The organism is Buchnera aphidicola (Aphis fabae) (genome assembly GCF_009069125.1).
GTDB lineage: Bacteria > Pseudomonadota > Gammaproteobacteria > Enterobacterales > Enterobacteriaceae > Buchnera > Buchnera aphidicola_BB.
Genome location: NZ_CP042427.1, coordinates 320312 through 343005 on the forward strand (window position 1 = coordinate 320312; position 22694 = coordinate 343005).

General features: G+C 27.5%; 32 protein-coding genes, 1 tRNA gene and 1 pseudogene. 2 read left to right on the top strand and 32 right to left on the bottom strand.

Annotated elements, in window-relative coordinates; genetic code table 11:
* Nucleotides 1–8 precede the first annotated feature (8 nt).
* The 27 genes from rplR to FQV33_RS01660 all read right to left on the bottom strand — a co-directional run bounded on the left by rplR (nucleotide 9) and on the right by FQV33_RS01660 (nucleotide 16127).
* A complete protein-coding gene (gene rplR, locus FQV33_RS01530; protein ID WP_158347972.1) occupies nucleotides 9–374 on the bottom strand; it encodes a 50S ribosomal protein L18 in 366 nt (121 codons plus the stop codon).
* 1 nt (nucleotide 375) lies between these two features.
* A complete protein-coding gene (gene rplF, locus FQV33_RS01535; RefSeq protein ID WP_158347973.1) occupies nucleotides 376–912 on the bottom strand; it encodes a 50S ribosomal protein L6 in 537 nt (178 codons plus the stop codon).
* Nucleotides 913–922: 10 nt separating this feature from the next.
* A complete protein-coding gene (gene rpsH / locus FQV33_RS01540) occupies nucleotides 923–1324 on the bottom strand; it encodes a 30S ribosomal protein S8 (protein WP_158347974.1) in 402 nt (133 codons plus the stop codon).
* A 20-nt stretch (nucleotides 1325–1344) separates the two neighbouring features.
* On the bottom strand, nucleotides 1345–1650 hold the full coding sequence (rpsN, locus tag FQV33_RS01545) for a 30S ribosomal protein S14 (protein ID WP_158347975.1): 306 nt from the start codon (nucleotides 1648–1650) through the stop codon (nucleotides 1345–1347).
* Nucleotides 1651–1679: 29 nt separating this feature from the next.
* Nucleotides 1680–2219 carry a 50S ribosomal protein L5 gene (rplE, locus tag FQV33_RS01550; RefSeq protein WP_158347976.1) on the bottom strand — a complete coding sequence of 180 codons (540 nt, stop codon included), beginning with the start codon at nucleotides 2217–2219 and terminating at the stop codon, nucleotides 1680–1682.
* A gap of 22 nt (nucleotides 2220–2241) precedes the next feature.
* Nucleotides 2242–2559, bottom strand: coding sequence for a 50S ribosomal protein L24 (gene rplX / locus FQV33_RS01555; protein WP_158347977.1), 318 nt, complete (start codon nucleotides 2557–2559; stop codon nucleotides 2242–2244).
* Between the two features lie 21 nt (nucleotides 2560–2580).
* Entirely contained in the window at nucleotides 2581–2949 is a 369-nt protein-coding gene (gene rplN / locus FQV33_RS01560; protein WP_158347978.1) for a 50S ribosomal protein L14, read from the bottom strand.
* Between the two features lie 111 nt (nucleotides 2950–3060).
* Nucleotides 3061–3315 (bottom strand): 30S ribosomal protein S17, encoded by a 255-nt coding sequence (rpsQ, locus tag FQV33_RS01565; protein WP_226856637.1) that lies wholly within the window; start codon nucleotides 3313–3315, stop codon nucleotides 3061–3063.
* Complete coding sequence (gene rpmC / locus FQV33_RS01570; protein WP_158347980.1) at nucleotides 3312–3509, bottom strand: 50S ribosomal protein L29; 198 nt, start codon at nucleotides 3507–3509, stop codon at nucleotides 3312–3314. The genes rpsQ and rpmC overlap by 4 nt, the downstream gene beginning before the upstream one ends.
* Nucleotides 3509–3919, bottom strand: coding sequence for a 50S ribosomal protein L16 (rplP, locus tag FQV33_RS01575; protein ID WP_158347981.1), 411 nt, complete (start codon nucleotides 3917–3919; stop codon nucleotides 3509–3511). Before rplP ends, rpmC begins: the two co-directional genes overlap by 1 nt.
* Before the next feature lie 12 nt (nucleotides 3920–3931).
* Nucleotides 3932–4636 carry a 30S ribosomal protein S3 gene (gene rpsC / locus FQV33_RS01580; RefSeq protein WP_158347982.1) on the bottom strand — a complete coding sequence of 235 codons (705 nt, stop codon included), beginning with the start codon at nucleotides 4634–4636 and terminating at the stop codon, nucleotides 3932–3934.
* 18 nt (nucleotides 4637–4654) lie between these two features.
* Entirely contained in the window at nucleotides 4655–4987 is a 333-nt protein-coding gene (gene rplV, locus FQV33_RS01585) for a 50S ribosomal protein L22 (protein ID WP_158347984.1), read from the bottom strand.
* Nucleotides 4988–5002: 15 nt separating this feature from the next.
* A complete protein-coding gene (gene rpsS / locus FQV33_RS01590; RefSeq protein ID WP_158347986.1) occupies nucleotides 5003–5281 on the bottom strand; it encodes a 30S ribosomal protein S19 in 279 nt (92 codons plus the stop codon).
* 17 nt (nucleotides 5282–5298) lie between these two features.
* Complete coding sequence (gene rplB / locus FQV33_RS01595; protein WP_158347988.1) at nucleotides 5299–6120, bottom strand: 50S ribosomal protein L2; 822 nt, start codon at nucleotides 6118–6120, stop codon at nucleotides 5299–5301.
* Between the two features lie 15 nt (nucleotides 6121–6135).
* Nucleotides 6136–6438, bottom strand: coding sequence for a 50S ribosomal protein L23 (rplW, locus tag FQV33_RS01600; protein WP_158347990.1), 303 nt, complete (start codon nucleotides 6436–6438; stop codon nucleotides 6136–6138).
* Nucleotides 6435–7040 carry a 50S ribosomal protein L4 gene (gene rplD, locus FQV33_RS01605; RefSeq protein ID WP_158347992.1) on the bottom strand — a complete coding sequence of 202 codons (606 nt, stop codon included), beginning with the start codon at nucleotides 7038–7040 and terminating at the stop codon, nucleotides 6435–6437. The genes rplW and rplD overlap by 4 nt, the downstream gene beginning before the upstream one ends.
* Nucleotides 7041–7057: 17 nt before the next feature.
* Entirely contained in the window at nucleotides 7058–7687 is a 630-nt protein-coding gene (gene rplC, locus FQV33_RS01610; RefSeq protein WP_158347994.1) for a 50S ribosomal protein L3, read from the bottom strand.
* Between the two features lie 26 nt (nucleotides 7688–7713).
* Nucleotides 7714–8025 carry a 30S ribosomal protein S10 gene (gene rpsJ / locus FQV33_RS01615; protein ID WP_053940444.1) on the bottom strand — a complete coding sequence of 104 codons (312 nt, stop codon included), beginning with the start codon at nucleotides 8023–8025 and terminating at the stop codon, nucleotides 7714–7716.
* A 262-nt stretch (nucleotides 8026–8287) separates the two neighbouring features.
* A complete protein-coding gene (tuf, locus tag FQV33_RS01620) occupies nucleotides 8288–9472 on the bottom strand; it encodes an elongation factor Tu (protein WP_158347996.1) in 1185 nt (394 codons plus the stop codon).
* A gap of 44 nt (nucleotides 9473–9516) precedes the next feature.
* Nucleotides 9517–11625 (bottom strand): elongation factor G, encoded by a 2109-nt coding sequence (gene fusA / locus FQV33_RS01625; protein WP_158347998.1) that lies wholly within the window; start codon nucleotides 11623–11625, stop codon nucleotides 9517–9519.
* Nucleotides 11626–11706: 81 nt separating this feature from the next.
* The gene (gene rpsG, locus FQV33_RS01630; RefSeq protein WP_158348000.1) at nucleotides 11707–12177 is read right to left on the bottom strand and encodes a 30S ribosomal protein S7; all 471 of its coding nucleotides are present in this window, start codon (nucleotides 12175–12177) and stop codon (nucleotides 11707–11709) included.
* A 53-nt stretch (nucleotides 12178–12230) separates the two neighbouring features.
* Nucleotides 12231–12605 carry a 30S ribosomal protein S12 gene (rpsL, locus tag FQV33_RS01635; RefSeq protein ID WP_158348002.1) on the bottom strand — a complete coding sequence of 125 codons (375 nt, stop codon included), beginning with the start codon at nucleotides 12603–12605 and terminating at the stop codon, nucleotides 12231–12233.
* Nucleotides 12606–12722: 117 nt separating this feature from the next.
* A complete protein-coding gene (gene tusB / locus FQV33_RS01640; RefSeq protein ID WP_158348004.1) occupies nucleotides 12723–13010 on the bottom strand; it encodes a sulfurtransferase complex subunit TusB in 288 nt (95 codons plus the stop codon).
* Nucleotides 13011–13022: 12 nt separating this feature from the next.
* Nucleotides 13023–13382 (bottom strand): sulfurtransferase complex subunit TusC, encoded by a 360-nt coding sequence (gene tusC, locus FQV33_RS01645; RefSeq protein ID WP_158348006.1) that lies wholly within the window; start codon nucleotides 13380–13382, stop codon nucleotides 13023–13025.
* Between the two features lie 18 nt (nucleotides 13383–13400).
* Entirely contained in the window at nucleotides 13401–13781 is a 381-nt protein-coding gene (gene tusD / locus FQV33_RS01650; protein ID WP_158348008.1) for a sulfurtransferase complex subunit TusD, read from the bottom strand.
* A gap of 26 nt (nucleotides 13782–13807) precedes the next feature.
* Nucleotides 13808–14563: an FKBP-type peptidyl-prolyl cis-trans isomerase gene (gene fkpA / locus FQV33_RS01655; protein ID WP_158348010.1), complete on the bottom strand. Its 756-nt coding sequence runs from the start codon at nucleotides 14561–14563 to the stop codon at nucleotides 13808–13810.
* A 349-nt stretch (nucleotides 14564–14912) separates the two neighbouring features.
* Nucleotides 14913–16127, bottom strand: coding sequence for an acetylornithine/succinyldiaminopimelate transaminase (locus tag FQV33_RS01660; RefSeq protein ID WP_158348012.1), 1215 nt, complete (start codon nucleotides 16125–16127; stop codon nucleotides 14913–14915).
* A gap of 338 nt (nucleotides 16128–16465) precedes the next feature.
* On the opposite strand from FQV33_RS01660, the gene tsgA reads away from it, so the two are divergent.
* Nucleotides 16466–17635: an MFS transporter TsgA gene (tsgA, locus tag FQV33_RS01665; RefSeq protein WP_158348014.1), complete on the top strand. Its 1170-nt coding sequence runs from the start codon at nucleotides 16466–16468 to the stop codon at nucleotides 17633–17635.
* A gap of 88 nt (nucleotides 17636–17723) precedes the next feature.
* Here the strand turns inward: tsgA and trpS are convergent.
* The 4 genes and pseudogenes from trpS to aroK all read right to left on the bottom strand — a co-directional run bounded on the left by trpS (nucleotide 17724) and on the right by aroK (nucleotide 21416).
* Nucleotides 17724–18730, bottom strand: a pseudogene (trpS, locus tag FQV33_RS01670) (tryptophan--tRNA ligase).
* 28 nt (nucleotides 18731–18758) lie between these two features.
* Nucleotides 18759–19445 (bottom strand): ribulose-phosphate 3-epimerase, encoded by a 687-nt coding sequence (gene rpe, locus FQV33_RS01675; RefSeq protein ID WP_158348016.1) that lies wholly within the window; start codon nucleotides 19443–19445, stop codon nucleotides 18759–18761.
* 324 nt (nucleotides 19446–19769) lie between these two features.
* A complete protein-coding gene (aroB, locus tag FQV33_RS01680) occupies nucleotides 19770–20852 on the bottom strand; it encodes a 3-dehydroquinate synthase (RefSeq protein WP_226856618.1) in 1083 nt (360 codons plus the stop codon).
* A 42-nt stretch (nucleotides 20853–20894) separates the two neighbouring features.
* Nucleotides 20895–21416 (bottom strand): shikimate kinase AroK, encoded by a 522-nt coding sequence (gene aroK / locus FQV33_RS01685; RefSeq protein WP_158348020.1) that lies wholly within the window; start codon nucleotides 21414–21416, stop codon nucleotides 20895–20897.
* Between the two features lie 462 nt (nucleotides 21417–21878).
* Between aroK and FQV33_RS01690 the strand changes: the two genes are divergently transcribed.
* Nucleotides 21879–21963 (top strand) — tRNA-Ser (locus FQV33_RS01690).
* Nucleotides 21964–21976: 13 nt separating this feature from the next.
* Here FQV33_RS01690 and deoD read toward each other — a convergent pair.
* The gene (deoD, locus tag FQV33_RS01695; protein ID WP_158348022.1) at nucleotides 21977–22684 is read right to left on the bottom strand and encodes a purine-nucleoside phosphorylase; all 708 of its coding nucleotides are present in this window, start codon (nucleotides 22682–22684) and stop codon (nucleotides 21977–21979) included.
* Nucleotides 22685–22694 lie beyond the last annotated feature (10 nt).

A 22694-nucleotide genomic window follows, 5' to 3' on the forward strand; every position in this document is an offset into this window, starting at 1 on the left:
ATTTCACCTTAAAACTTCAATCCAAAATTTCGAGCAGAATTTGCTAATGTTTTTATACGGCCATGATATTTAAAACCAGAACGATCAAATGAAACATTGGATATTCCTTTTGATAGAGCTCTTTCAGCAATAATTTTTCCAATAATTTTAGCAGCTTCTTTATTTCCAGTATATTTTAAATCAAATTTAATTTGTTTTTCTAAAGTAGAAGCAAAAACTAATACTTTTGATTCAGAAGAAAATATTTGAGCATAAATATGCCTAGAAGTACGATGTACAACTAAACGAGTAACACCTAATGATTTCATTTGATAACGTGATTTTTTAGATCGACGTATACGAGAGTTTATTTTAGAATTTTTAGAAACAATCATTTTACTTTTTTTTAGCCTCTTTTACACGCACAATTTCATCTGAATATCGAATACCTTTTCCTTTATAAGGTTCAGGTTTACGATAAGATCTTAAATTAGCTGCAACTTGTCCGACTAATTGCTTGTCTACTCCTTTAATAATGATCTCTGTAGGAGACAAATATTCAACTTCAATATAAGGAGGTAAAGCATATAAAACAGGATGAGAGTATCCTAAAGACATATTAATAATATTATCTTTTGTTATTGAAACACGATAACCTACACCAGAAAACTGTAATTTTTTACTAAACTTTTGTGATACCCCTATAATCATTGAACAAACGAGAGCTCTTGATGTACCAGCTTGTGCCCAGCCATCAGAAAAACCTAAACGTGCTGAAAAAGTAATTATATTATTTAAATATTTTACTTCAACTGAACGATGAATAGTGCGTGAAAGATGACCATATTTTCCTTGAATAGATATTAATTGTGAATTTAATTCAACTTTAATATCTTTAGGAATAGAAATTGGACGTTTAGCAACACGAGACATTTTCCCTCCTTTAAGCTACGTAACATATAACTTCGCCACCAAGACCAAATTTCCGTGCCATATGATCTGTCATAATGCCATGAGAAGTTGAAATTATAGCGATACCTAATCCAGCCATAACTTTGGGCAAATCATTCTTTTTTTTATATATACGTAAACTTGGACGACTTACCCTTTGAATTTTTTCTATTACAGATTTTCCTTTAAAATATTTTAAAATAACTTCTAATTCTAATTTATTTTTACCTTTTATACTATTTATACTATAATTATTAATATAACCTTCTTTTTTTAATAATTTTATTATTGAATTTTTTAATTTAGAAGCAGGTATTTTAACAGAATATTTATTAGATGATTGACCATTTCTAATACGTGTTAACATATCAGCTACTGGATCTTGCATACTCATTTTTTAACTCCCAAAAAAAATTACCAACTAGCTTTTTTTAGCCCAGGAATTTCACCTTTCATAGCTGCTTCTCTCACTTTAATACGACTAAGACCAAATTTTCGTAAAAAAGCATGTGGACGACCTGTTTGACGACATCTATTTCTTTGACGAGATGGACTAGAATCGCGAGGAAAAACTTGTAATTTAAGCACAGCATCCCAACGTTCTTCTTCGGGAAGCTTAATATTATTAATAATATTTTTGAGTGCTATACGTTGCATATAAAATTTATTAGCTAATTTTATACGTTTTACTTCACGTGCTTTCATTGATTGTTTAGCCATTAGATAACCTTAAATTATATTGATTTATATTATTTGCGGAAAGGAAAATTAAACGCAGATAATAATAAATGCCCCTCATTATTTGATTTTGCAGTAGTTGCAATAGTTATATCTAACCCACGAACACGATCTATTTTATCATAATCAATTTCAGGGAAAATAATCTGTTCTCGTATTCCTAAACTATAATTTCCTTGACCATCAAAAGAATTAATTGATAAACCTCTAAAATCTCTAATTCGAGGAATTGCAATGCTAATTAAACGTTCTAAAAAATCCCATTTTCTTTTACCACGTAATGTTACTTTACAACCAATCGGATAACCTTTTCGAATTTTAAAACCGGCTACAGACTTTCTTGCTTTAGTAATTATTGGTTTTTGTCCAGATATTGCAGTTAAATCTAAAACAGCATTATCTAAAACTTTTTTATCAGAAGCAGCAGATCCTACACCCATATTTAAAACAATTTTATCAATTCTAGGTACTTGCATAATAGAACTATAATTTAATGCTACCATAAGATTTTTAACTATGTTAGTTTTATAATAACTATATAATTTAGTCATTCATTACTCCAAAATATTACAACTATTTTTTAACTGTTTTTCCATTTGATTTGAAAAAACGCACTTTTTTATTTTCTTCAAATCTAAAACCAATACGATCTGATTTTTTAGATTCTGGATTTAAAATAGCAATATTTGAAATATGTATAGGTGCTTCTTTTTCAAGAATACCACCATTTTTATTTTGAGCAGGAACGGGTTTTTGATGTTTTTTAACTAAATTTAAACCTTGAATAATTACTTTATTAGAAGATAAAATACTTTTAATAAAACCTTTTTTCCCTTTTTCTTTTCCTGTTAAAATAATTACTTCATCATTTTGACGAAACTTTAATGCCATTTTATATTCCTTTAATTTTTATTATAAAACTTCAGGAGCTAATGAAATAATTTTCATAAATTTTTCATTTCTTAATTCTCGAGTTACTGGTCCAAAAATACGAGTTCCCACAGGTTGTTCATTGTTATTTAAAACAACACAAGCGTTATTATCAAAACGAATCGTAGAACCATCAGCTCTTCTAACTCCTTTCTTTGTTCTAACAACTACGGCTTTTAATACTTCTCCTTTTTTGACCTTTCCTCTAGGTATAGCTTCTTTCACTGTGATTTTAATGATATCACCGATTCTAGCATAACGACGACGAGAACCACCTAACACTTTAATACACATAGCTGAACGTGCTCCAGAATTATCAGCTACATTCAAAATAGTTTGTTCTTGAATCATTTATATTATTCCAAATAAAATTATATTATATAATCTTTATTATAATAGTAGTAATTTTCTATTAATAAAAAACATGAACAGACCTAAGTTTGATCATGTTTTAACATGTTTTTAAAAAATAGTTTTTTCAATAATACGGACTAAAACCCAAGATTTAGTTTTAGAGATTGGTCGAGATTCTCTAATTTCTATTAAATCACCTATAGAACACTCATTTTTTTCATCATGAATATGAAGTTTTGTAGTTTTTTTAACAAATTTTTTATAAATTGCATGTTTTACAAAGCGTTCAATTGAAACCACAGCTGATTTATGCATTTTATCGCCTATAACACGACCTTGTAAGGTACGAATTTTTTCCATTATTTAAGACGCTCTTTTTCAGTTAATATCGTTTTTACTTGTGCAATATTTCGTTTAACTTTTCGCAATAAATGTGGTTGTTTTAATTTTCCAGATGCAGATTGCATACGAAGATTAAATTGTTCTCTTAATAATTGTAAGAGTTCTATATTAAGATCTTGAAAATTTTTTTTACGAAATTTTAATAATTCCTTCATTACATCACCATTTTAGTTACAAAAGTAGTTTTAATGGGTAATTTTGATGCAGCTAACTTAAACGCTATACGAGACTCTTCTTCAGATACTCCATCTAATTCATAAAGAATTTTACCAGGTTGTATTAAAGCAACCCAATATTCAACATTGCCTTTTCCTTTTCCCATTCTAACTTCTAATGGTTTTTGAGTAATAGGTTTATCCGGGAAAATACGTATCCAAATTTTACCTTGTCGTTTGATACAACGTGTTATAGCTCTTCGTGCAGATTCAATTTGTCGAGCTGTTAAACGTCCTCGATCAACAGCTTTTAATCCAAAAACACCAAAATCAACATTAGTACCAATTGCAAGTCCACGATTTCTACCTTTATGCATTTTACGGAATTTAGTTCGTTTTGGTTGCAACATTAGCAGCTTCTCCTACTTTCGATTTTTACGATGTTGCTTTTTTGACTGAATAGATGGTTTTTTTTCTAATTGTTCAATAGCTGACATTCCACCTAGTATTTCACCTTTAAAAATCCAAACTTTTACACCTATTACACCATATGTTGTATGGGCTTCTGAAATACTATAATCAATATTTGCACGAAGAGTATGTAATGGCACTCTTCCCTCTCTATACCATTCTCTTCGGGCTATTTCAGCACCGCCTAATCTACCACTTACTTCTACCTTAATACCTTTAGCTCCTTGTCTCATTGCATTTTGAACAGACCTTTTCATAGCTCTTCGAAACATAACTCTTCGTTCTAATTGCGAAGTTATACTATCTGAAACAAGTTTTGCATCTAATTCAGGTTTTCTAACTTCAGAGATATTTATTTGAGCTGGAACACCAGTTATTTTTGCAATAACAATTCTTAACTTTTCAACATCTTCGCCTTTTTTACCTATTACAATACCTGGTCTAGCTGTATAAATAGTAACACGAATACTTTTAGCGGGTCTTTCAATTATAATACGAGAAACAGATGCTTTTATTAATTCTTTCATTAAAAATTGACGAACTTTATAATCACTATCTAAATGATCTGCAAACTCTTTAGTGTTTGAAAACCATACAGAGTTCCATTTTTTAATTATACCCAATCGCATGCCATTAGGATGGACTTTTTGACCCATTACTTATTCTCCAAAACATTAACAATCAGAAACAATTACAGTAATATGACTAGTACGTTTTAAAATACGATCTGCCCGTCCTTTAGCACGAGGCATCATTCTTTTCATTGTAGAACCTTCATCTACGAATATATTTTTTACTTTTAATTGATCTATATCAATTCCTGCGTTATGCTCTGCATTTGCTATGGCTGATTCTAGTACTTTTTTTACTAAAATTGCTGCTTTTTTATTATTAAAATTTAATATATTTAATGCTTTTGGCACTTTTTTACCACGAATTAAATCTGCTATTAAACGAATTTTTTGAGCAGAAGATCGAGCTTTTCGATATTGAGCTAAAGTTTCCATTTATTCCTCTTTTGTCTAACGTTTTTTTACTTTTTTATCTGCAGTATGTCCTCTATAGGTACGAGTTAAAGAAAATTCACCTAATTTATGTCCAACCATTTCTTCAGTAATAAAAATTGGAATATGATTTCGACCATTATGAACAGATATTGTTAAACCCACCATATTGGGAAATACTGTAGAACGTCTGGACCAAGTTTTTAAAGGTTTTTTATCATTTAATTTTACTGCTTTTTCTACTTTTTTTAATAAACTAATATCAATAAAAGGACCTTTTTTCAAGGAACGTGGCATAAAATTATTCTCTAAAGTTATTTATGACGATGACGTAAAATAAATTTCTCAGTACGTTTATTTCTTCGAGTTTTCTTTCCCTTTGTTTGAACACCCCAAGGAGTTACTGGATGCTTGCCAAAATTTCTTCCTTCACCCCCTCCATGAGGATGATCTACTGGATTCATAGCAGTACCTCGAACAGTTGGTCGAATCCCAATCCAACGTGAAGCACCAGCTTTTCCTAAAACTTGCAACATATGTTCTGCATTTCCTACTTCACCAATTGTTCCTCTACAATTAGACTCAGTTTTTCTCATTTCACCAGATCGTAATCGTAAAGTTGCATAATCTTTATCACGAGCAACTAATTGCACATAACTTCCTGCAGATCTAGCAATTTGACCTCCTTTTCCTGGTTTTATCTCTACATTATGAATAAATGAACCAATAGGAATATTTTTAATTGGCAAAGTATTTCCTATTTTAATAGGAGCATTCATTCCTGATATAATAGTATCACCTATTTTTAAACCCTTAGGAGCTAAAATATAACTTCTTTGTCCATCTTTATATAATATTAAAGCAATATTAGAAGAACGATTAGGATCGTATTCAAATCTTTCTATCACAGCATCTATATTATCTTTATTTCTTTTAAAATCGATAACACGATAAGCTCGTTTATGTCCACCTCCAATATGTCTAGTTGTAATCCTACCGTTATTATTTCGTCCTCCAGTTTTATTTTTTTTTGTAATAAGTGAAGAATATGGCTTACCTTTATATAACTCCTTATTGACAATTTTAATCACATGACGTCGACCTGGGGATGTTGGCTTACATTTAATAATTGCCATTTTTATTTCCTCTGGCTACTCTAAATTACCCATAAAGTCTAAATTTTGACCTTTTTTTACTTTAATATATGCTTTTTTCCAATCTCTACGCAAAACAATACGATTAGATTGACGCTTTTTTTTTCCTTGAACACGTACTGTTTTAACACTTTCTACTTCTATATTAAATAATTTTTGTATTGCAGATTTAATTTCATATTTAGTAGAGCTTTTTAAAACTTTTAAAACAACAGTATTAAACTTTTCCATCAATATAGATGATTTTTCAGAAATATGTGGAGAGAGTAATATTTTTAACAAACGCTCTTCAGAAATCATGAAAGTATTTCCTCTATTTTTTTTAAAGCTTCCACAGTAATTAAAACATGCTCAAAAGCAATCAAACTAACTGGATCTATAGAATATGAATCTTTTACATCAACTGAATATAAATTTCTAGAAGCTAGAAGTAGATTTTTATCTGATCTATTGGTAATAATTAGAACATTATTTAAATTTATTTCTTTTAATTTTTCAACTAATAGCTTTGTTTTAGGTAATATTAATGAAAAATCTTTAAAAATAATTAATCTTTTTTGACGTATTAATTCAGAAAAAATACTTTTTAATGCACCACGATACATTTTTTTATTGATTTTCTGAGAATGTTCTTGAGGTTTTGCAGCAAATGTTACTCCTCCTGAACGCCAAATAGGACTTCTAAAAGAACCTGCACGAGCACGTCCAGTTCCTTTTTGGCGCCATGGTTTTTTACCTGAACCAGAAACATCAGCACGACTTTTTTGTGCTCTCGTACCTTGACGAGTAGACGCTGAATAAGCAACAACCACTTGATGAATTAGAGCTTCATTAAAATCTCGAGCAAAAATGATTTCAGAAACACTAAGAAGGTTTTGCACGTCTTTAACTACTAATTCCATGCTTAATTCCTTATTCCTCAAATCTTAATAGCTGGTTTAACAATAAGATCACTACCTATAGGTCCTGGGACAGCACCTTTTACTAGAAGTAAATTACGATTTTCATCAATACGTATTATGTTTAAATTTTGCACTGTAACACGTTTATTTCCTAATTGTCCTGCCATTTTCTTTCCTTTAAATACTCTACCAGGAGTTTGATTTTGACCAATAGATCCTGGAACTCTATGAGACAATGAGTTTCCATGTGTTGCGTCTTGAGTGCGAAAATTCCAACGTTTTACAGTACCAGAAAAACCTTTTCCTTTAGAAATACCTGTAATATCCACTTTTTTAACTTCATTAAAAATATTAATTTTAATACTTTGACCTAATTTAAAATCTTCATTTACATTAATTTTAAATTCCCACAAACCACAACCTGGAATAACACCTGCCTTTAAAAAATGACCTGATTGTGGTTTTTTAAGTCTATTTAACTTTTTTATACCTGTTGTAATTTGAATCGAACAATATCCATCAGTTTTTATATTTTTTATTTGTGTTATTCTATTTTCTTTAAACTCGATTACAGTGACAGGAACCGAGCATCCTTCCTTGGTAAAAATACGAGTCATACCAATTTTTTTACCAACTAAACCAATCATTTTAAAAACCTTATATATCTGTCTAATTAACCCAAACTAATTTGAACATCTACACCAGCAGCAAGATCAAGTCGCATTAGCGCATCAACAGTTTTTTCAGTAGGCTCTACTATATCAATTAATCGTTTATGTGTACGAATTTCATATTGATCACGTGCATCCTTATTAACATGTGGAGAAATTAAAATAGTAAATCGTTCTTTACGAGTCGGAAGTGGAATAGGCCCACGTACTTGTGCACCAGTTCTTTTTGCTGTTTCAACAATTTCTGTAGTTGATTGATCAATTAATCTATGATCAAATGCTTTTAAACGAATACGAATTCTTTGGTTCTGCATTATACCAGAACTCCAATTTTGTTAAAAAATAAAAATTTTACCCTATCTCTATTAAGAGATTGGATGTAATTAACAATAACTTCAATATAACTCCTATATCAGGAGTATTTTAAAATATAAAAATATTTTTAATTCTATAAAATTATTTTATTTAAATCAAATAAACCTACACAATATATTGTAATACCAAGAAAAGAGCATTGTATACTCTTTTCTTAATAAATTCAACTAAGTACAGTATAAAATATTAAATTGAAAAAGATTAAACTAACACTTTAGAAACTACCCCGGCACCAACAGTTCTACCACCTTCACGTATTGCAAACCTTAGTCCATCTGCCATAGCAATTGGATGAATTAAAGTAACAGTCATTTTTATGTTATCTCCTGGCATAACCATTTCTACACCTTCAGGTAATTCAATAGATCCTGTAACATCAGTAGTCCGAAAATAAAACTGAGGGCGATATCCTTTAAAAAATGGAGTATGCCGACCTCCTTCTTCTTTGGATAAAACATATACTTCAGATTCAAATGTTGTATGTGGGTGAATGCTACCAGGCTTCGCTAAAACTTGCCCTCTTTCAATTTCATCACGTTTTGTACCACGAAGTAAAACACCTACATTTTCTCCAGCACGACCTTCATCTAATAATTTTCTAAACATTTCAACACCAGTACAAGTGGTTTTAGTTGTTTTTTTAATTCCTACAATTTCCACTTCCTCACCAACTTTAACAATTCCTTTTTCAACTCTTCCAGTAACAACTGTTCCTCTTCCGGATATAGAAAAAACATCTTCTATAGGCAATAAAAAAGGTTGATCAATCGCTCTTTTTGGTTCAGGAATATAGCTATCTAAAAATTTAGATAATTCTAATATTTTAGATTCCCATTCAGGATCCCCTTCTAATGCTTTTAATGCGGATCCTCGTACAATAGGAGTATCATCTCCTGGAAAATCATATTGAGTTAATAAATCACGAACTTCCATTTCTACTAGTTCTAATAATTCTTCGTCGTCTACCATATCACATTTATTTAAAAAAACAACAATATAGGGAACACCAACTTGTCTTCCAAGTAAAATATGTTCACGTGTTTGAGGCATTGGTCCATCAGTAGCAGCAACTACTAAAATAGCTCCATCCATTTGAGCTGCACCAGTAATCATATTTTTAATATAATCTGCATGTCCTGGGCAATCAACATGTGCATAATGTCTTAATTCAGTATCGTATTCTACATGAGAAGTATTAATTGTAATACCCCTAGCTTTTTCTTCCGGAGCGTTGTCTATTTGATCAAAAGCACGCGCAGAACCTCCATATTTTTTTGATAATACAGTCGTAATTGCAGCAGTTAATGTTGTTTTACCGTGATCTACATGACCAATAGTTCCTACATTAATATGAGGTTTTAAACGTTGAAATTTTTCTTTTGACATTATTTTGTCCTTAATAATTTTAATTAAAAATATTTTAAACAGAATTACTTAGTTTTTCTTTGAATAATGAGATCAGAAACACTAGATGGTGCTTCAATATATTTTAAAAACTCCATCGAATAAGAAGCTCTTCCTTGTGTTTGAGATCTTAAATCAGTCGCATAACCAAACATTTCAGACAAAGGAACACAAGCATTAATAATTTTTCCTATAGATAAATCTTGCATACCTTCAATAATACCCCTACGACGATTTAAATCACCAATAACATCTCCCATATAGTCATCTGGTGTTTCTACTTCAACTTTCATAATAGGTTCTAATAAAATAGGTTTAGCTTGCTTAAAACCTTTTTTAAATGCTAAAGAAGCAGCAATCTTAAACGCTAATTCTGAAGAATCAACGTCATGATAAGATCCGAAATAAAGACGAACTCCTATATCTACAACTGGATATCCTGCTAAGGGCCCATATTTTAATTGTTCCTGAATACCTTTATCAATTGCAGAAATATACTCGCTAGGTATTACACCACCTTTAATATCATTAACAAACGAATAGCCTAATCCTCCGGGTTCTAATGGAAATAATTCTATAACGACATGACCATACTGTCCTCGACCACCAGATTGTTTAATATGCTTCCCTTCAATATCAGTAACTTTATTTAAAATAGTCTCACGATATGCTACTTGAGGTTTTCCAATATTAGCATCAACACTAAATTCTCGTTTCATTCGATCAACAATAATTTCTAAATGTAGTTCACCCATTCCGGAAATAATTGTTTGATTAGATTCCTGATCAGTATGAACTTTAAAAGAAGGATCTTCTTTAGCTAATCTACTTAATGCTAAACCCATTTTTTCTTGATCAGCTTTTGTTTTAGGTTCTACAGAAATTGATATTACTGGTTCTGGAAACTCCATACGTTCTAATATAATGGGTTCATGTAAATCACATAATGTATCACCAGTAGTGACATCTTTTAATCCAATAGCTGCTGCTATATCACCTGCATATACTTCTTTAATCTCTTCTCTTTTATTTGCATGCATTTGAACAATTCTACCAAATCTTTCACGTTGAGATTTAACAGAATTAAACACAGTATCCCCTGACTTTACTATGCCAGAATATACTCTAAAAAATGTTAAATTTCCTACAAATGGATCACTAGCAATTTTAAATGCTAAAGCCGAAAATGGAGCATTGTCATTCGATGATCTAACAGCTGGAATATTTGTTCGGTTATTTGAAATACCTTTAATAGCTTGAATATCATTAGGAGCAGGTAAATATTCAACTATTGCATCTAATAATGCTTGCACTCCTTTATTTTTAAAAGCAGAACCACAGGTAATAAGTGTAATTTCATTATTTAAAGAACGTTTTCGTAATTCTGATTTTATTTCTTCTTCAGATAATTCTTGTCCATTTAAATATTTTTCCATAAGATCTTCATTAGATTCAACAGCTGATTCAATTAAATTTTGATGCCATTGTTCAGATAATTCAAACATATCTATAGGAATATCTTTATAAGTAAAAGTAATTCCCTGATCAACATCTTGCCATTCAATCGCTTTCATTTTAATTAAATCTATGACACCTGTAAAACATTCTTCTGAACCAATTGGTAATTGTAAAGGTACAGGATTACCTCCTAATCGTGTTTTAATTTGTTTTACAGCTTTTAAAAAATTAGCACCCATACGATCCATTTTATTAATAAAAGCTATACGAGGTACATTATACTTATTTGCTTGTCTCCAAACTGTTTCTGATTGAGGTTGAACACCACCTACTGCACAATAAACCATTACTGCTCCATCTAAAACACGCATAGAACGTTCTACTTCTATAGTAAAATCCACATGTCCTGGAGTATCAATAATATTAATTCTATGAGGTTGGAACTGTTTACCCATACCACTCCAAAAAGCAGTAGTGGCAGCAGATGTAATTGTAATGCCTCTTTCTTGTTCTTGTGCCATCCAATCCATAGTTGCAGCACCGTCATGTACTTCACCAATTTTATGATTAATTCCAGTATAAAAAAGAATTCTTTCTGTAGTAGTAGTTTTACCAGCATCTATATGTGCACTAATTCCAATGTTTCGATATCGAGAAATAGGTGTTGTACGAGACATAATAAATTTTACTTTTAGTTTTTTGAAGGTTATTGTAATTAAGCAATATTAAAATATTTGCTAAATATAAATTTTAAAAAATTACCAACGATAATGAGCAAACGCTTTATTTGCTTCAGCCATACGGTGAACTTCTTCCCGTTTTTTGACAGAAGCTCCTTTATTTTCAAGTGCATCATATAATTCATTTGATAAACGTAAAGCCATAGATTTGTCTGCTCTTTTACGAGCTGAATCTATAATCCATCGCATAGCTAAAGCATTTCGACGTATTGGACGTACTTCTACAGGAACTTGATATGTAGAACCACCAACTCGACGTGATTTAACTTCTACAGTTGGACGAACGTTTTCTAAAGCAATTTCAAATGCTTCTAATTCTTTTTTTTCTGTTCGTTTTGAGAGGTTTTTCAAAGCAGTATACACAATTACTTCCGCAATAGATTTTTTCCCGTCTATCATTAAAATATTAATAAATTTAGCTAATAAATCTGAAGAAAATTTTGGATCTGGTAAAATTTTTCGAGCAGTAATAATACGACGACGAGGCATAAACACTCCTTAAAATTTATATTGTTTATTATTTGTTTATTATATTAAAGCAATTAAACTTTTGTTTTTTTCACACCGTATTTAGATCGACTTTTTTTTCGGTCTTTAACGCCAGCACAATCTAAAGAACCTCTAATCACATGATATCGAACACCTGGTAAATCTTTAACTCTTCCACCACGTATTAAAATAACAGAATGTTCTTGTAAATTATGACCTTCTCCGCCTATATATGCTGTTACTTCAAATCCATTAGTTAGCCTTACTCGACAAACTTTACGTAACGCCGAATTAGGTTTTTTAGGAGTAGTTGTGTAAACCCGAGTACATACTCCTCTTTTTTGAGGACTATTTGATAAAGCTGGTACATTTGTTTTGATTACTTTTCGTAAACGAGGTTTTCGGACCAATTGATTCACTGTGGCCATATATGTTCCTATTTTTAATGAATTTTATGATTAATTTTAACATAATAAAAAATTGAGATTATATTATAATGTAGAATTCTGGGACTGGATATATAAATCAAAATAACTAAGTATACTTTACCAAGTCATCTGTGTTTTATTTGTAAGTGTTAATGAAACGAAATGAATATAATTAATTAATATAAAATCACTAGATATATTATTTATAATTCCTCGAGCATGAACATCTTCTTTTATCAGATATAAATTTGCCGAGCTTAAAACAATACTATCTAAAAAAAAACTATTAGTTAAAGCAATTAAAACACCATCCTGTAAAGCTAAAAAATCGTCTTTTTTTTTCAATATACTTATAAGAAGAGGCATATTAGTTTTATAAGGAGATTGTATTAAAGTATGTAGCATAATAAACTTACCTTAAAAATTAATAATTGCATCATGATCATCTAATTTTAAACGTAAAAAATATGAATTTAATATATTAACTTGTAATATAAATTCAGTATCAAAATTTAATCCTCTTTCAAATAAAGATAATTTACAACAATAAAAATCTTTTATTTCATATAAAGATAAGATAGAAAATAAAGAAGTATAATCACGAGCTAAAATTCTTTCTGATTTATAACTTTTTAATAATTGAAATACACCATCACCGATGAAAAATAAGCTGATTTTTTTCAAAATAGAAGAAGTTCCTAAAACAGCGTCTAATCCTTCTTTTCCTAAAGTTGTTCCATGTGGAGCATGAGAAAAGATAAAAGCAATTTTTTTCATAAAAAATATTATATTAAATTAAAATTGTATTATACGATCTGAAATATGTATAGAATTTCCAAGTTCTAATAATCCGCTGAACTGAAAAAAAGGAGCTAAATTTCCCCGCTTAAATCTAGATACAGTGTTATCTTCTATTATACCTCTTCTCAAAGCTGAACTAGTACACACATATAATTTTACATTGTGTTTTTGATGTAATTTTTGCCAACCATTAGTTAAATCAAATTCATCAATTGGTGATTTATTTATAATATTAGCATTAAGTACACCATCACAATAAAAAAAAACACTATTTAATACATGATTTATTTTAATTAACGATTTGCAAAATAAAAAAGCTGTACTAGAATTTTGTGTACCATAAGCAGGACCTGTAACTAAAACTGTATAATTCATTATATGTTCTTATATTACTTAATGTTTTAATTGTTTTTTGCGTCAATTAAATCTATATCAAAAATTAAAGTAGAGTTTCCTGGAATTCCATTTAAAGCAGTATTTCCATATGCTAATGAAGGAGGTATAACTAATTTAATTTTTCCACCTTTTTTAATATATTTTAAACCTTCTTTCCAACCTAATATTACATCTTTTAATGTAAATACAACAGGTTTTCCTCGACTATATGAATTGTCAAACTCTTCTCCATTAATTAAAGAACCTTTATAATGAACGGTAATCTCTGTATTTTCTGTAATTTCTTCACCTTCACCTGGTTTTTCTATAATATACATTAACCCACTTTGAGTTGTACGAACACCTTTAGTTTGAGAAAATTTTTTCATATATAATTGTCCTTGAATTAAATTTTCTGTTTCATCTTTTTTGATTTGAATTTTAGTTGCATTTTTAAGTTTTTTTTCTAACTTTTCAAGAATTTCGGAAATTTCTTGACTAGATAACTGTAGATTATTTGAAATAGCATCTTGAATGCCTAATAAAAGACTATATTTATCTAGTTCAATTCCTAATTTTTGTTGTTTTTCAAAAGACTGATTGATATAATTTCCTAACGAAACGCCTAATGCATATCCTATTTTTTCATTTTCATTTTTAAAAATTTTTTTATTTTCTGAAGAAGATTGAACTTGAGAAGTTGACTGTGTTTCTGAATATGAAGTAGGAATATAACATAATAAAAATAAAAACATAATTCTTTTTAGTAGAAAAAAAATCATTTATTGCTCCATTAAAGAAATTTTTATTTTTTAAAAATTTTATATTAAATAATCTTTCTTAAGATAAAATTATTTTATATAATATTAAATAGAAAATAAAAAAAAATTTTAAAAAAATAAGAATAAAAATAATAAAAATATTTATCGTCAAAAAAAATATATTAATAAACTTACAAATAAAATTTTAATATATCAAAAAGAAATAAAAAATATTCAAGACAATATAAAAAATTTATCAAAAAAATTAAATGATATAAAATTATATATCAATGAACTATCAGGGATAACACGACCTCCACATTAATTAATTTATAATAGCATTTTTATATCGATATTTTAAAAAACAACTTTATAAAGTTTTTTCTAAAGCACAATAAAAACGATTCATTCCTTCGATAATATCAGATTCGTTAATAATTAATGAAGGTACCATTCTAATTACATTATTACCGGCAGCTAAAAAAATTACACCTTCTAAAAATGAAGCATGCAAGATATCATTTATTTTTTTAACAAATTTTTTTTCTAAAACAATACCAATAAGCAAACCTATTCCTCTTATTTCTGTAAATAATTTAAAACGTTTATTAATAATATTTAATTCAAATATAATTCTATTTAATTTTTTTTCAACACCAGATAAAACATCTTTTGTATTAATAATATCAATCGTTGCTTCAGCAACAGCACAAGCAAGAGGATTCCCTCCATATGTTGTCCCATGAATACCAGGTGTTATTAGCGATTTAATTTCACTAGTCGTTAACATTGCACTAATTGGAAAACCACCACCTAAAGATTTAGCAATAGTTAAAATATCCGGTTTTATTCCATAATGTTCATATGCAAATAATTTTCCAGTTCTACCTATACCTGTTTGTACTTCATCGAAAATCAATAAAACATTATATTTATCACATAACCACCGAAGTTCTTGAACAAAAGTTTTTGAAGCAGGAATAATTCCACCTTCACCTTGAATTAATTCTAAAACTATTGCACAAGTATCTTTATTAATTATTTTTTGTACAGTTTCAATTTTATTAAATTCAGCATGCTGAATTCCTAAAGGATTAGGTCCGAAAAAATCAGAATATTTTGACTGTCCACCAACAGATACTGTAAATAATGTTCTACCGTGAAATGAATTATAAAAAGAAATAATATTATTTTTTTTTAAATGATATTTCTTAGTAGAATAATAACGTGCTAATTTAAATGCTGCTTCATTTGCTTCAGCTCCTGAATTAGCAAAAAATACATAAGATGCAAAACTTGATGTAACTAATTTTTTAGCTAATCTTAAAGCTGGCTCATTTGTAAAAATATTACTAGTATGCCATAGTTTTTTACTTTGATAATTTAAAACCTTATTTAATACAGGATGACAATGCCCTAATGATGTAACTGCAATTCCACCAGAAAAATCAATATATTCTTTCCCTTCTTGATCCCAAATACGACTACCTCTTCCTTTTACAGGGATAAAACAATAGGGATTATAAAAAGGTAAAATTAAATTATTAAAACTATTTCTTGTAACTGATGTATTTTTTAATATCATTAAATTTCCTAAAATATGTATTTTAAAAACTAATAAACTTTTAAAAAAATAAAAAATATATTTTTAAAATATTTAAGGATTTAAAAAAAAATTTAAAAATTTATCAAATAAAATAAGTTTAAATTAACAAAATTAAAATATACATTATATTTTATTAAATTTAAACTTATTTTAGCAATAAAGTAATAACTAAATAGCTTATTTATATCTAGTTTAAAAAATATTTTAAACTTTTAACATCTTAATAAAATTGTAATTGTAATCAACAATATATTAAAAATATAAAATAGTTTTTAATACTTTAAAAATTTTAAATTTTATAAAAACAGGTGAAAAAAGTGAAAAACATTAACCAAATAGGACTTACATGGATTAGTTTTTTTTCATACGCTTTCACAGGTGCATTAATAGTAGTTACAGGAATGATAATGGGAGATATTGCTGCTTATTTTAATCTGTCTATATCTCAAATGAGTAATATTTTTACTTGTTTAAATGCAGGTATATTAATATCAATTTTACTTAATTCTTGGTTAATTAATATTTTTTCATTAAAAAAACAATTAATATATGGATTTATACTTTCAATAATTGCAATTATTGGCATAATATTTTCTAAAAATATATTATTATTTTCTATAAATATTTTTATATTAGGATTAGTCAGTGGTATTACCATGTCAATTGGTACTTTTATTATTACAAAATTATATTCTGGATCAAAAAGAGGATCACAGCTTTTACTGACTGATTCTTTTTTTAGTATGTCTGGAATGATATTTCCTATTATTACAGCATATTTGTTAGAAAATAAATTTTTATGGTATTGGATATATGTATGTATAGGAATGGTTTATTTTATAATTTTCATTTTATCAGTTAGCGTAAATTTCCCAGAATCAAAAGAAAAAATAAATCATACAGAAAAAATTAAACAATGGAATTTTAATATAGTTTTATTATCAATATCTGCGTTACTATATATTTTAGGTCAATTAAGTTTTATTTCTTGGGTTCCTCAATACGCAACAGAAATGATGAATATTAATATAAAAAAAACAGGTAATTTAGTAAGCAATTTTTGGATGGCATATATGATTGGCATGTGGTGTTTTAGTTTTATAATAAAATTTTTTAATTTAAACCGCATATTTGTTTTTTTATCTGGTATTTCTGCAATACTTATGTATGTTTACATACATAGTTCAAATTATTTAATAATGAAATACATTATTATTAGTTTAGGATTTTTTTCTAGTGCTATTTATACTATAATTCTTACATTAGCTTCATTACAGACAAAAAAACCATCCGCAAAAATAATAAATATGATTTTATTTTTTGGAACTATCGGAACATTACTAACATTTATTATCACTAGTCCAATTGTCGAAAAAAAAGGACTGTATGCAACTTTAATATGCTCAAATATATTATATAGTATAGTATTCTCTTTATCTTTAGTAATTTTAGTAAATAGCAAAAATAAAATATATTTTAAAGAATAATAATTTTTTTATAAAAAATAATATTTCATATAATAAATAAACTAGAATATAATTATTTCTGGTTTATTTATTTAATTAATAAAAAAAATTAATCTATTCCTATAACAGAATATACTTTTTTTAAAGTTTCTTGAGATTTTAAACGAGCTTTAATTGCTCCATTTTGAATAATTTTTTTTAAAAAATACTCATCATTGCGATAATTCATATAAGATTTTTGTAATTTTATTAAAAATTTAGATATACTATCCGAAACAATATTTTTAAATTCACTATATAATATTCCATTTAATTCTTGTTCTAAAATATTAATTTCTTTATTAGTTATAGCAGAAAGAATTTCTAGTAAATTTGAAATACCTAATTTTTTATTAGTATTATAATATATTTTTGGAGGATTATCTGAATCTGTAATACAATTTTTAATTTTAAAAAAAATAGAAGAAACATCTTCTAATAAAAAAATAACATTATTTTTATTAATATCAGATTTAGACATTTTTTTTGTAGGATCTAATAAAGACATAATTTTAGAACCATTTTCACTAATAATTGGTTGAGGTACAGTGAAAATATTCCCATATAAAAGATTAAATCGATGAGCTATATTACAAGTTAATTCTAAATGTTGTTTTTGATCACTTCCTACTGGAACAAAATTTGTTTGATATAATAAAATATCCGAAGCCATTAAAATAGGATAATTAAATAAACCAATATTACTATTTTCAAGACAATTTTGATTTCTTTTCACTTTAAACTGAGTCATTCTAGATAATTCACTAAATTTACTAAAACAACTTAAAATCCAATTTAGTTGACTATGTTGATGAACCTGAGATTGCACAAAAATAATACTTTTATTAGGATCGACACCGCAAGCTAAATATAATGCTAAAGTATCTAATATTGCATTTTTTAATTTTTTTTTTTATTTATCGTAGTTAAAGCATGTAAATCTGCAATGCAATATAAACAGTTATATTTATCTTGCATCTTTGTCCAATGACGCATTGTTCCAATATAATTTCCAATAGTTAATTTACCAGAAGGCTGTATAGCACTAAACAATATTGGCTTAGAATTAATAAGCATAAATTAAAGATCCTAAATAAAAAAAGTATTAATGAATAGACTTAAAATGAGAATATTTTAATTCTTGACGGATATTTTCAATAATTCTCTGATAGTCAGGATAATCAAAAATTCCAGAACCAATTACAAATACATTCGCTCCAGAAAAAGCTATTTCAGAAATATTTTCTAATTTTACTCCTCCATCTACTTCTAAAAAAATATCTAATGCATTTAAATCAATTCGTTTACGAACTTCACGTAATTTATTAAACGTAGAAGGTAAAAATGATTGGTTTCCAAAACCAGGGTTTACTGACATTAATAAAATTAAATCTATTTTATCTATCACATAATCTAAATAATTCAGAGAAGTAGATGGATTAAATGCTAAACCAGCTTTACATCCGTATTCTTTAATTAAATTTATAGTACGATCAATATGATCAGTTGCTTCTGGATGAAAAGTAATAAAATTAGCACCTGCATTAGCAAATTGAGGAATTAAATTATCTACAGGTTTAGTCATTAAATGAACATCAATAGGTGCAGTAATATTATAATTTCGAAGTGATTTTAAAATCATAGGACCCATTGTCAAATTAGGGACATAATGATTATCCATTACATCAAAATGAATCCAATCACCACCTGAATCAATAACTTTTTTTGAATCTTTTCCTAAACGAGCAAAATCAGCAGATAAAATTGATGGGGCTAATAAAAAATTTTTCATATTAATTGTCCTATTTAATATAACTTTGTAGATAATTAATAATAAAAACATAAAATTTATAAAAATAAAAATATTTAATAAACTAGCATTATCAGTTTTTATTCGCTTTAATTTTTATAATATTAAAAATTATTTACTAAAAGTTATAAAAAATATATTTTAACTAAAATATTAAATTAAAGTATATAAATAATTTAGTTTAAATGAATATTATTTTACAAATAATACGAAAAATTCTTTTAATATTAAAAATTTTTACTTTTTTAAAACTAAGTTAATTTTCAAAAATAAATTATTTAAAAAGTATTCTATAGTATAAAAAATTTATTGCGAATCTTTAATTGCAGTTAAAATAACATTTTTATCGATTCCAGAAAAAACTTTCGCTTTTCCTATAGAAACAGGAAGAACTAATCTCATTTCTCCTGAAATTACTTTTTTATCTCGCATCATATATGGTAAATATGAAATTGCAGACATATTTTTTGGTCCTTTTATAGGTAATCCAACTTTTTTCAATAAAGAAATGATTCTGTTATAATCTACTTTTTTTAAATAGCCAAGTAATTCTGATGTACGAGATGCCATAACCATACCCACTGCTATTGCCTCTCCATGTAACCAACTACCATATCCAGCATGTGCTTCAATAGCATGGCCATATGTATGACCAAAATTTAATAACGCTCTAAAATTTTTTTCTCGTTCATCAAGAGAAATAATTTTTGATTTTAATTCACAACATTTTTTAATACAGAAACACATAGACTTATGATCTAATAATAATATTTTTTCAATATTATTTTCTAACCAATTAAAAAATATTTCATCAAAAATAATAGCATATTTAATAATTTCAGATATTCCTGAAATTAATTCGTTATGAGGCAATGTATTTAAAAAGTTAATATCCATAATAACCGAAGATGGTTGCCAAAAAGAACCTATCATATTTTTACCCAATAAATGATTTACCCCTGTCTTTCCTCCAACAGAAGCATCCACTTGAGCTAAAAGAGTAGTTGGAATTTGAATAAAACGCACTCCCCTTTGATAAATAGATGCTGAAAAACCAGCTAAATCACCTACTACACCTCCACCTAAAGCAATTAACGTAGTATCACGAGAATGTTTTTTTTCAAGTAAAGCAGAAATTACCATTTCTATTTCATTTAATGTTTTAAATTGTTCACCATCTGATATAATTACTTGGTCTACTTTTATCCCTGATTTTCTTAACTGAAAAAATACTTTATCTTTTAAAAGATTAGCTAATGTTTTATTTGTGACTAACATAGCTTGATTGCCTGGTTTTAAAGGAAAAAAAATATTATCTTCTTCAATTATACCAGATCCAATACTAATTGGATAACTACGTTCACCTAAAACAACTTTTAACTGTTCCATAATTATCATACTCTAATAATGTGTTGTGAATAGTTATTAATACTATATTTTTTCTAATAAACGAATTATATTATATGCAACTGACTTAGCACTTTGAGTATCAGTATGAATTTTAAAATCCGATATTTCCTCATATAATGGGTTTCTTTCAATCGCTAAATTTTCTAATATAATTCTATTTGATATATTTGTTTGTAATAATGGCCGTTTTTTATCTCTTTTTGTACGTGATAACTGTTTTTCAATTGTCGTTGCCAAATATATCACAATACCTCGAGCTGATAATATATTTCTATTTTCTTTAAATTGTACTGATCCTCCACCGGTAGCAAGTATAATTCCTTGTTTTTGTGTAATTTCATTAATAACTTTCATTTCTCTTTCTCGGAAACCATTTTCACCTTCAATATCAAACACCCAACTTATAGTAGCTCCAGTACGTTTTTCGATTTCCTGATCAGAATCAAAAAATTCCATATTAAGTTGTTGAGACAATTGACGACCAATTGTGCTTTTTCCAGCACCCATAGGTCCAATCAAAAAGATATTTCGTTTTTCTGCCATATTTTTATTACTAAAATAATTCGTTAAAACCACCTGTGCCGCATATATGAATGCTAGCAAAGATATAAAACGTTAAAAATAGAATAATTAAATTTAAATCATATTACTTCTAAATTTTTTAATTAACAAAAATATTTAATAAATATTCTAAATTAACGTACCTAGAGTATTCGAAAAAAAATAATATTATAAACATTTAAAAACTTTATAGATATTTCATGAATTATTTTATTCCTTATAGTTAATTAGTTATTTTTTAGCAAATTAGTTATTTTTAAAAAAATATTTAAAGATAGTTTAAAACTAAAAAATATATTCTATCAGAGTAAAGATTATTTTTTCTATATTTCTTTATAATTTTATTGCAAATATTTTTTAAATATTTTATAAACTAAAAACTTGACGTGATTTACTTTTTCAGATTAAATAGAACAAATATTTATTGTATTATTTTTTATTTAAGGTGAGGTGTCCGAGAGGCTTAAGGAGCACGCCTGGAAAGCGTGTATATGGAAACGTATCAAGGGTTCGAATCCCTTTCTCACCAAAAACAAAAAAATTTAAATTAATAAAGTAGACTCTAGGGCTAAAATAATCATATCATCAAAACTAGATTCTCTATCTTTCGATGAAACAGACTCTTTTTTTAAAATATGATCAGAAACTGTACAAATAGATAAAGCTTGTACTTTAAATTCAGATGCAACAGAATATATTCCTGCTGTCTCCATATCTATACCAACAATATTATACTTTTTTAAAATACCTAGCATATCTTGATCAGTATAAAATGAATCAGTAGTAAAAAAATTACCAATGTGAATTTTAAAATTCATTTTTTTTGCAGCTAAAAAAACATTATAAGTGATATTAAAATCTGCGATAGCAGAATAATCATGATTATGAAATTGAATTCTATTAAATTTTGAATCTGTAGAAGCACCTAATCCAAGCACAATATCACGCAAGTTTATATCATCTCGTACAGCACCACAAGTTCCTATTCGAATAATTTTTTTTACATTATATTCTGTTATTAGTTCTCTAACATAAAGAGCAGCAGATGGTATTCCTATTCCATGGCTCATAACTGAAATTTTTTTATTTTTATAATATCCTGTATAAGCTAACATTAAACGTGTTTTATTAATTTGTTTAAAATTATTCAAATAATTTTCAGCAATATATTTTGCTCTTATAGGATCGCCAGGCATTAAAATTATATCTGAAAAATCATTTTTTTTGCTATTAATATGGACAGTAGACACTTATTTTTTC

Excerpts from the sequence above, each read along its gene's own strand:
- rplR (WP_158347972.1), bottom strand. The coding sequence starts at position 374 with ATGATTGTTTCTAAAAATTCTAAAATAAACTCTCGTATACGTCGATCT.
- rplF (WP_158347973.1), bottom strand. The coding sequence starts at position 912 with ATGTCTCGTGTTGCTAAACGTCCAATTTCTATTCCTAAAGATATTAAA.
- rpsH (WP_158347974.1), bottom strand. The coding sequence starts at position 1,324 with ATGAGTATGCAAGATCCAGTAGCTGATATGTTAACACGTATTAGAAAT.
- rpsN (WP_158347975.1), bottom strand. The coding sequence starts at position 1,650 with ATGGCTAAACAATCAATGAAAGCACGTGAAGTAAAACGTATAAAATTA.
- rplE (WP_158347976.1), bottom strand. The coding sequence starts at position 2,219 with ATGACTAAATTATATAGTTATTATAAAACTAACATAGTTAAAAATCTT.
- rplX (WP_158347977.1), bottom strand. The coding sequence starts at position 2,559 with ATGGCATTAAAGTTTCGTCAAAATGATGAAGTAATTATTTTAACAGGA.
- rplN (WP_158347978.1), bottom strand. The coding sequence starts at position 2,949 with ATGATTCAAGAACAAACTATTTTGAATGTAGCTGATAATTCTGGAGCA.
- rpmC (WP_158347980.1), bottom strand. The coding sequence starts at position 3,509 with ATGAAGGAATTATTAAAATTTCGTAAAAAAAATTTTCAAGATCTTAAT.
- rplP (WP_158347981.1), bottom strand. The coding sequence starts at position 3,919 with ATGTTGCAACCAAAACGAACTAAATTCCGTAAAATGCATAAAGGTAGA.
- rpsC (WP_158347982.1), bottom strand. The coding sequence starts at position 4,636 with ATGGGTCAAAAAGTCCATCCTAATGGCATGCGATTGGGTATAATTAAA.
- rplV (WP_158347984.1), bottom strand. The coding sequence starts at position 4,987 with ATGGAAACTTTAGCTCAATATCGAAAAGCTCGATCTTCTGCTCAAAAA.
- rpsS (WP_158347986.1), bottom strand. The coding sequence starts at position 5,281 with ATGCCACGTTCCTTGAAAAAAGGTCCTTTTATTGATATTAGTTTATTA.
- rplB (WP_158347988.1), bottom strand. The coding sequence starts at position 6,120 with ATGGCAATTATTAAATGTAAGCCAACATCCCCAGGTCGACGTCATGTG.
- rplW (WP_158347990.1), bottom strand. The coding sequence starts at position 6,438 with ATGATTTCTGAAGAGCGTTTGTTAAAAATATTACTCTCTCCACATATT.
- rplD (WP_158347992.1), bottom strand. The coding sequence starts at position 7,040 with ATGGAATTAGTAGTTAAAGACGTGCAAAACCTTCTTAGTGTTTCTGAA.
- rplC (WP_158347994.1), bottom strand. The coding sequence starts at position 7,687 with ATGATTGGTTTAGTTGGTAAAAAAATTGGTATGACTCGTATTTTTACC.
- rpsJ (WP_053940444.1), bottom strand. The coding sequence starts at position 8,025 with ATGCAGAACCAAAGAATTCGTATTCGTTTAAAAGCATTTGATCATAGA.
- tuf (WP_158347996.1), bottom strand. The coding sequence starts at position 9,472 with ATGTCAAAAGAAAAATTTCAACGTTTAAAACCTCATATTAATGTAGGA.
- fusA (WP_158347998.1), bottom strand. The coding sequence starts at position 11,625 with ATGTCTCGTACAACACCTATTTCTCGATATCGAAACATTGGAATTAGT.
- rpsG (WP_158348000.1), bottom strand. The coding sequence starts at position 12,177 with ATGCCTCGTCGTCGTATTATTACTGCTCGAAAAATTTTACCAGATCCA.
- rpsL (WP_158348002.1), bottom strand. The coding sequence starts at position 12,605 with ATGGCCACAGTGAATCAATTGGTCCGAAAACCTCGTTTACGAAAAGTA.
- tusB (WP_158348004.1), bottom strand. The coding sequence starts at position 13,010 with ATGCTACATACTTTAATACAATCTCCTTATAAAACTAATATGCCTCTT.
- tusC (WP_158348006.1), bottom strand. The coding sequence starts at position 13,382 with ATGAAAAAAATTGCTTTTATCTTTTCTCATGCTCCACATGGAACAACT.
- tusD (WP_158348008.1), bottom strand. The coding sequence starts at position 13,781 with ATGAATTATACAGTTTTAGTTACAGGTCCTGCTTATGGTACACAAAAT.
- fkpA (WP_158348010.1), bottom strand. The coding sequence starts at position 14,563 with ATGATTTTTTTTCTACTAAAAAGAATTATGTTTTTATTTTTATTATGT.
- FQV33_RS01660 (WP_158348012.1), bottom strand. The coding sequence starts at position 16,127 with ATGATATTAAAAAATACATCAGTTACAAGAAATAGTTTTAATAATTTA.
- rpe (WP_158348016.1), bottom strand. The coding sequence starts at position 19,445 with ATGAAAAATTTTTTATTAGCCCCATCAATTTTATCTGCTGATTTTGCT.
- aroB (WP_226856618.1), bottom strand. The coding sequence starts at position 20,852 with ATGGAACAGTTAAAAGTTGTTTTAGGTGAACGTAGTTATCCAATTAGT.
- aroK (WP_158348020.1), bottom strand. The coding sequence starts at position 21,416 with ATGGCAGAAAAACGAAATATCTTTTTGATTGGACCTATGGGTGCTGGA.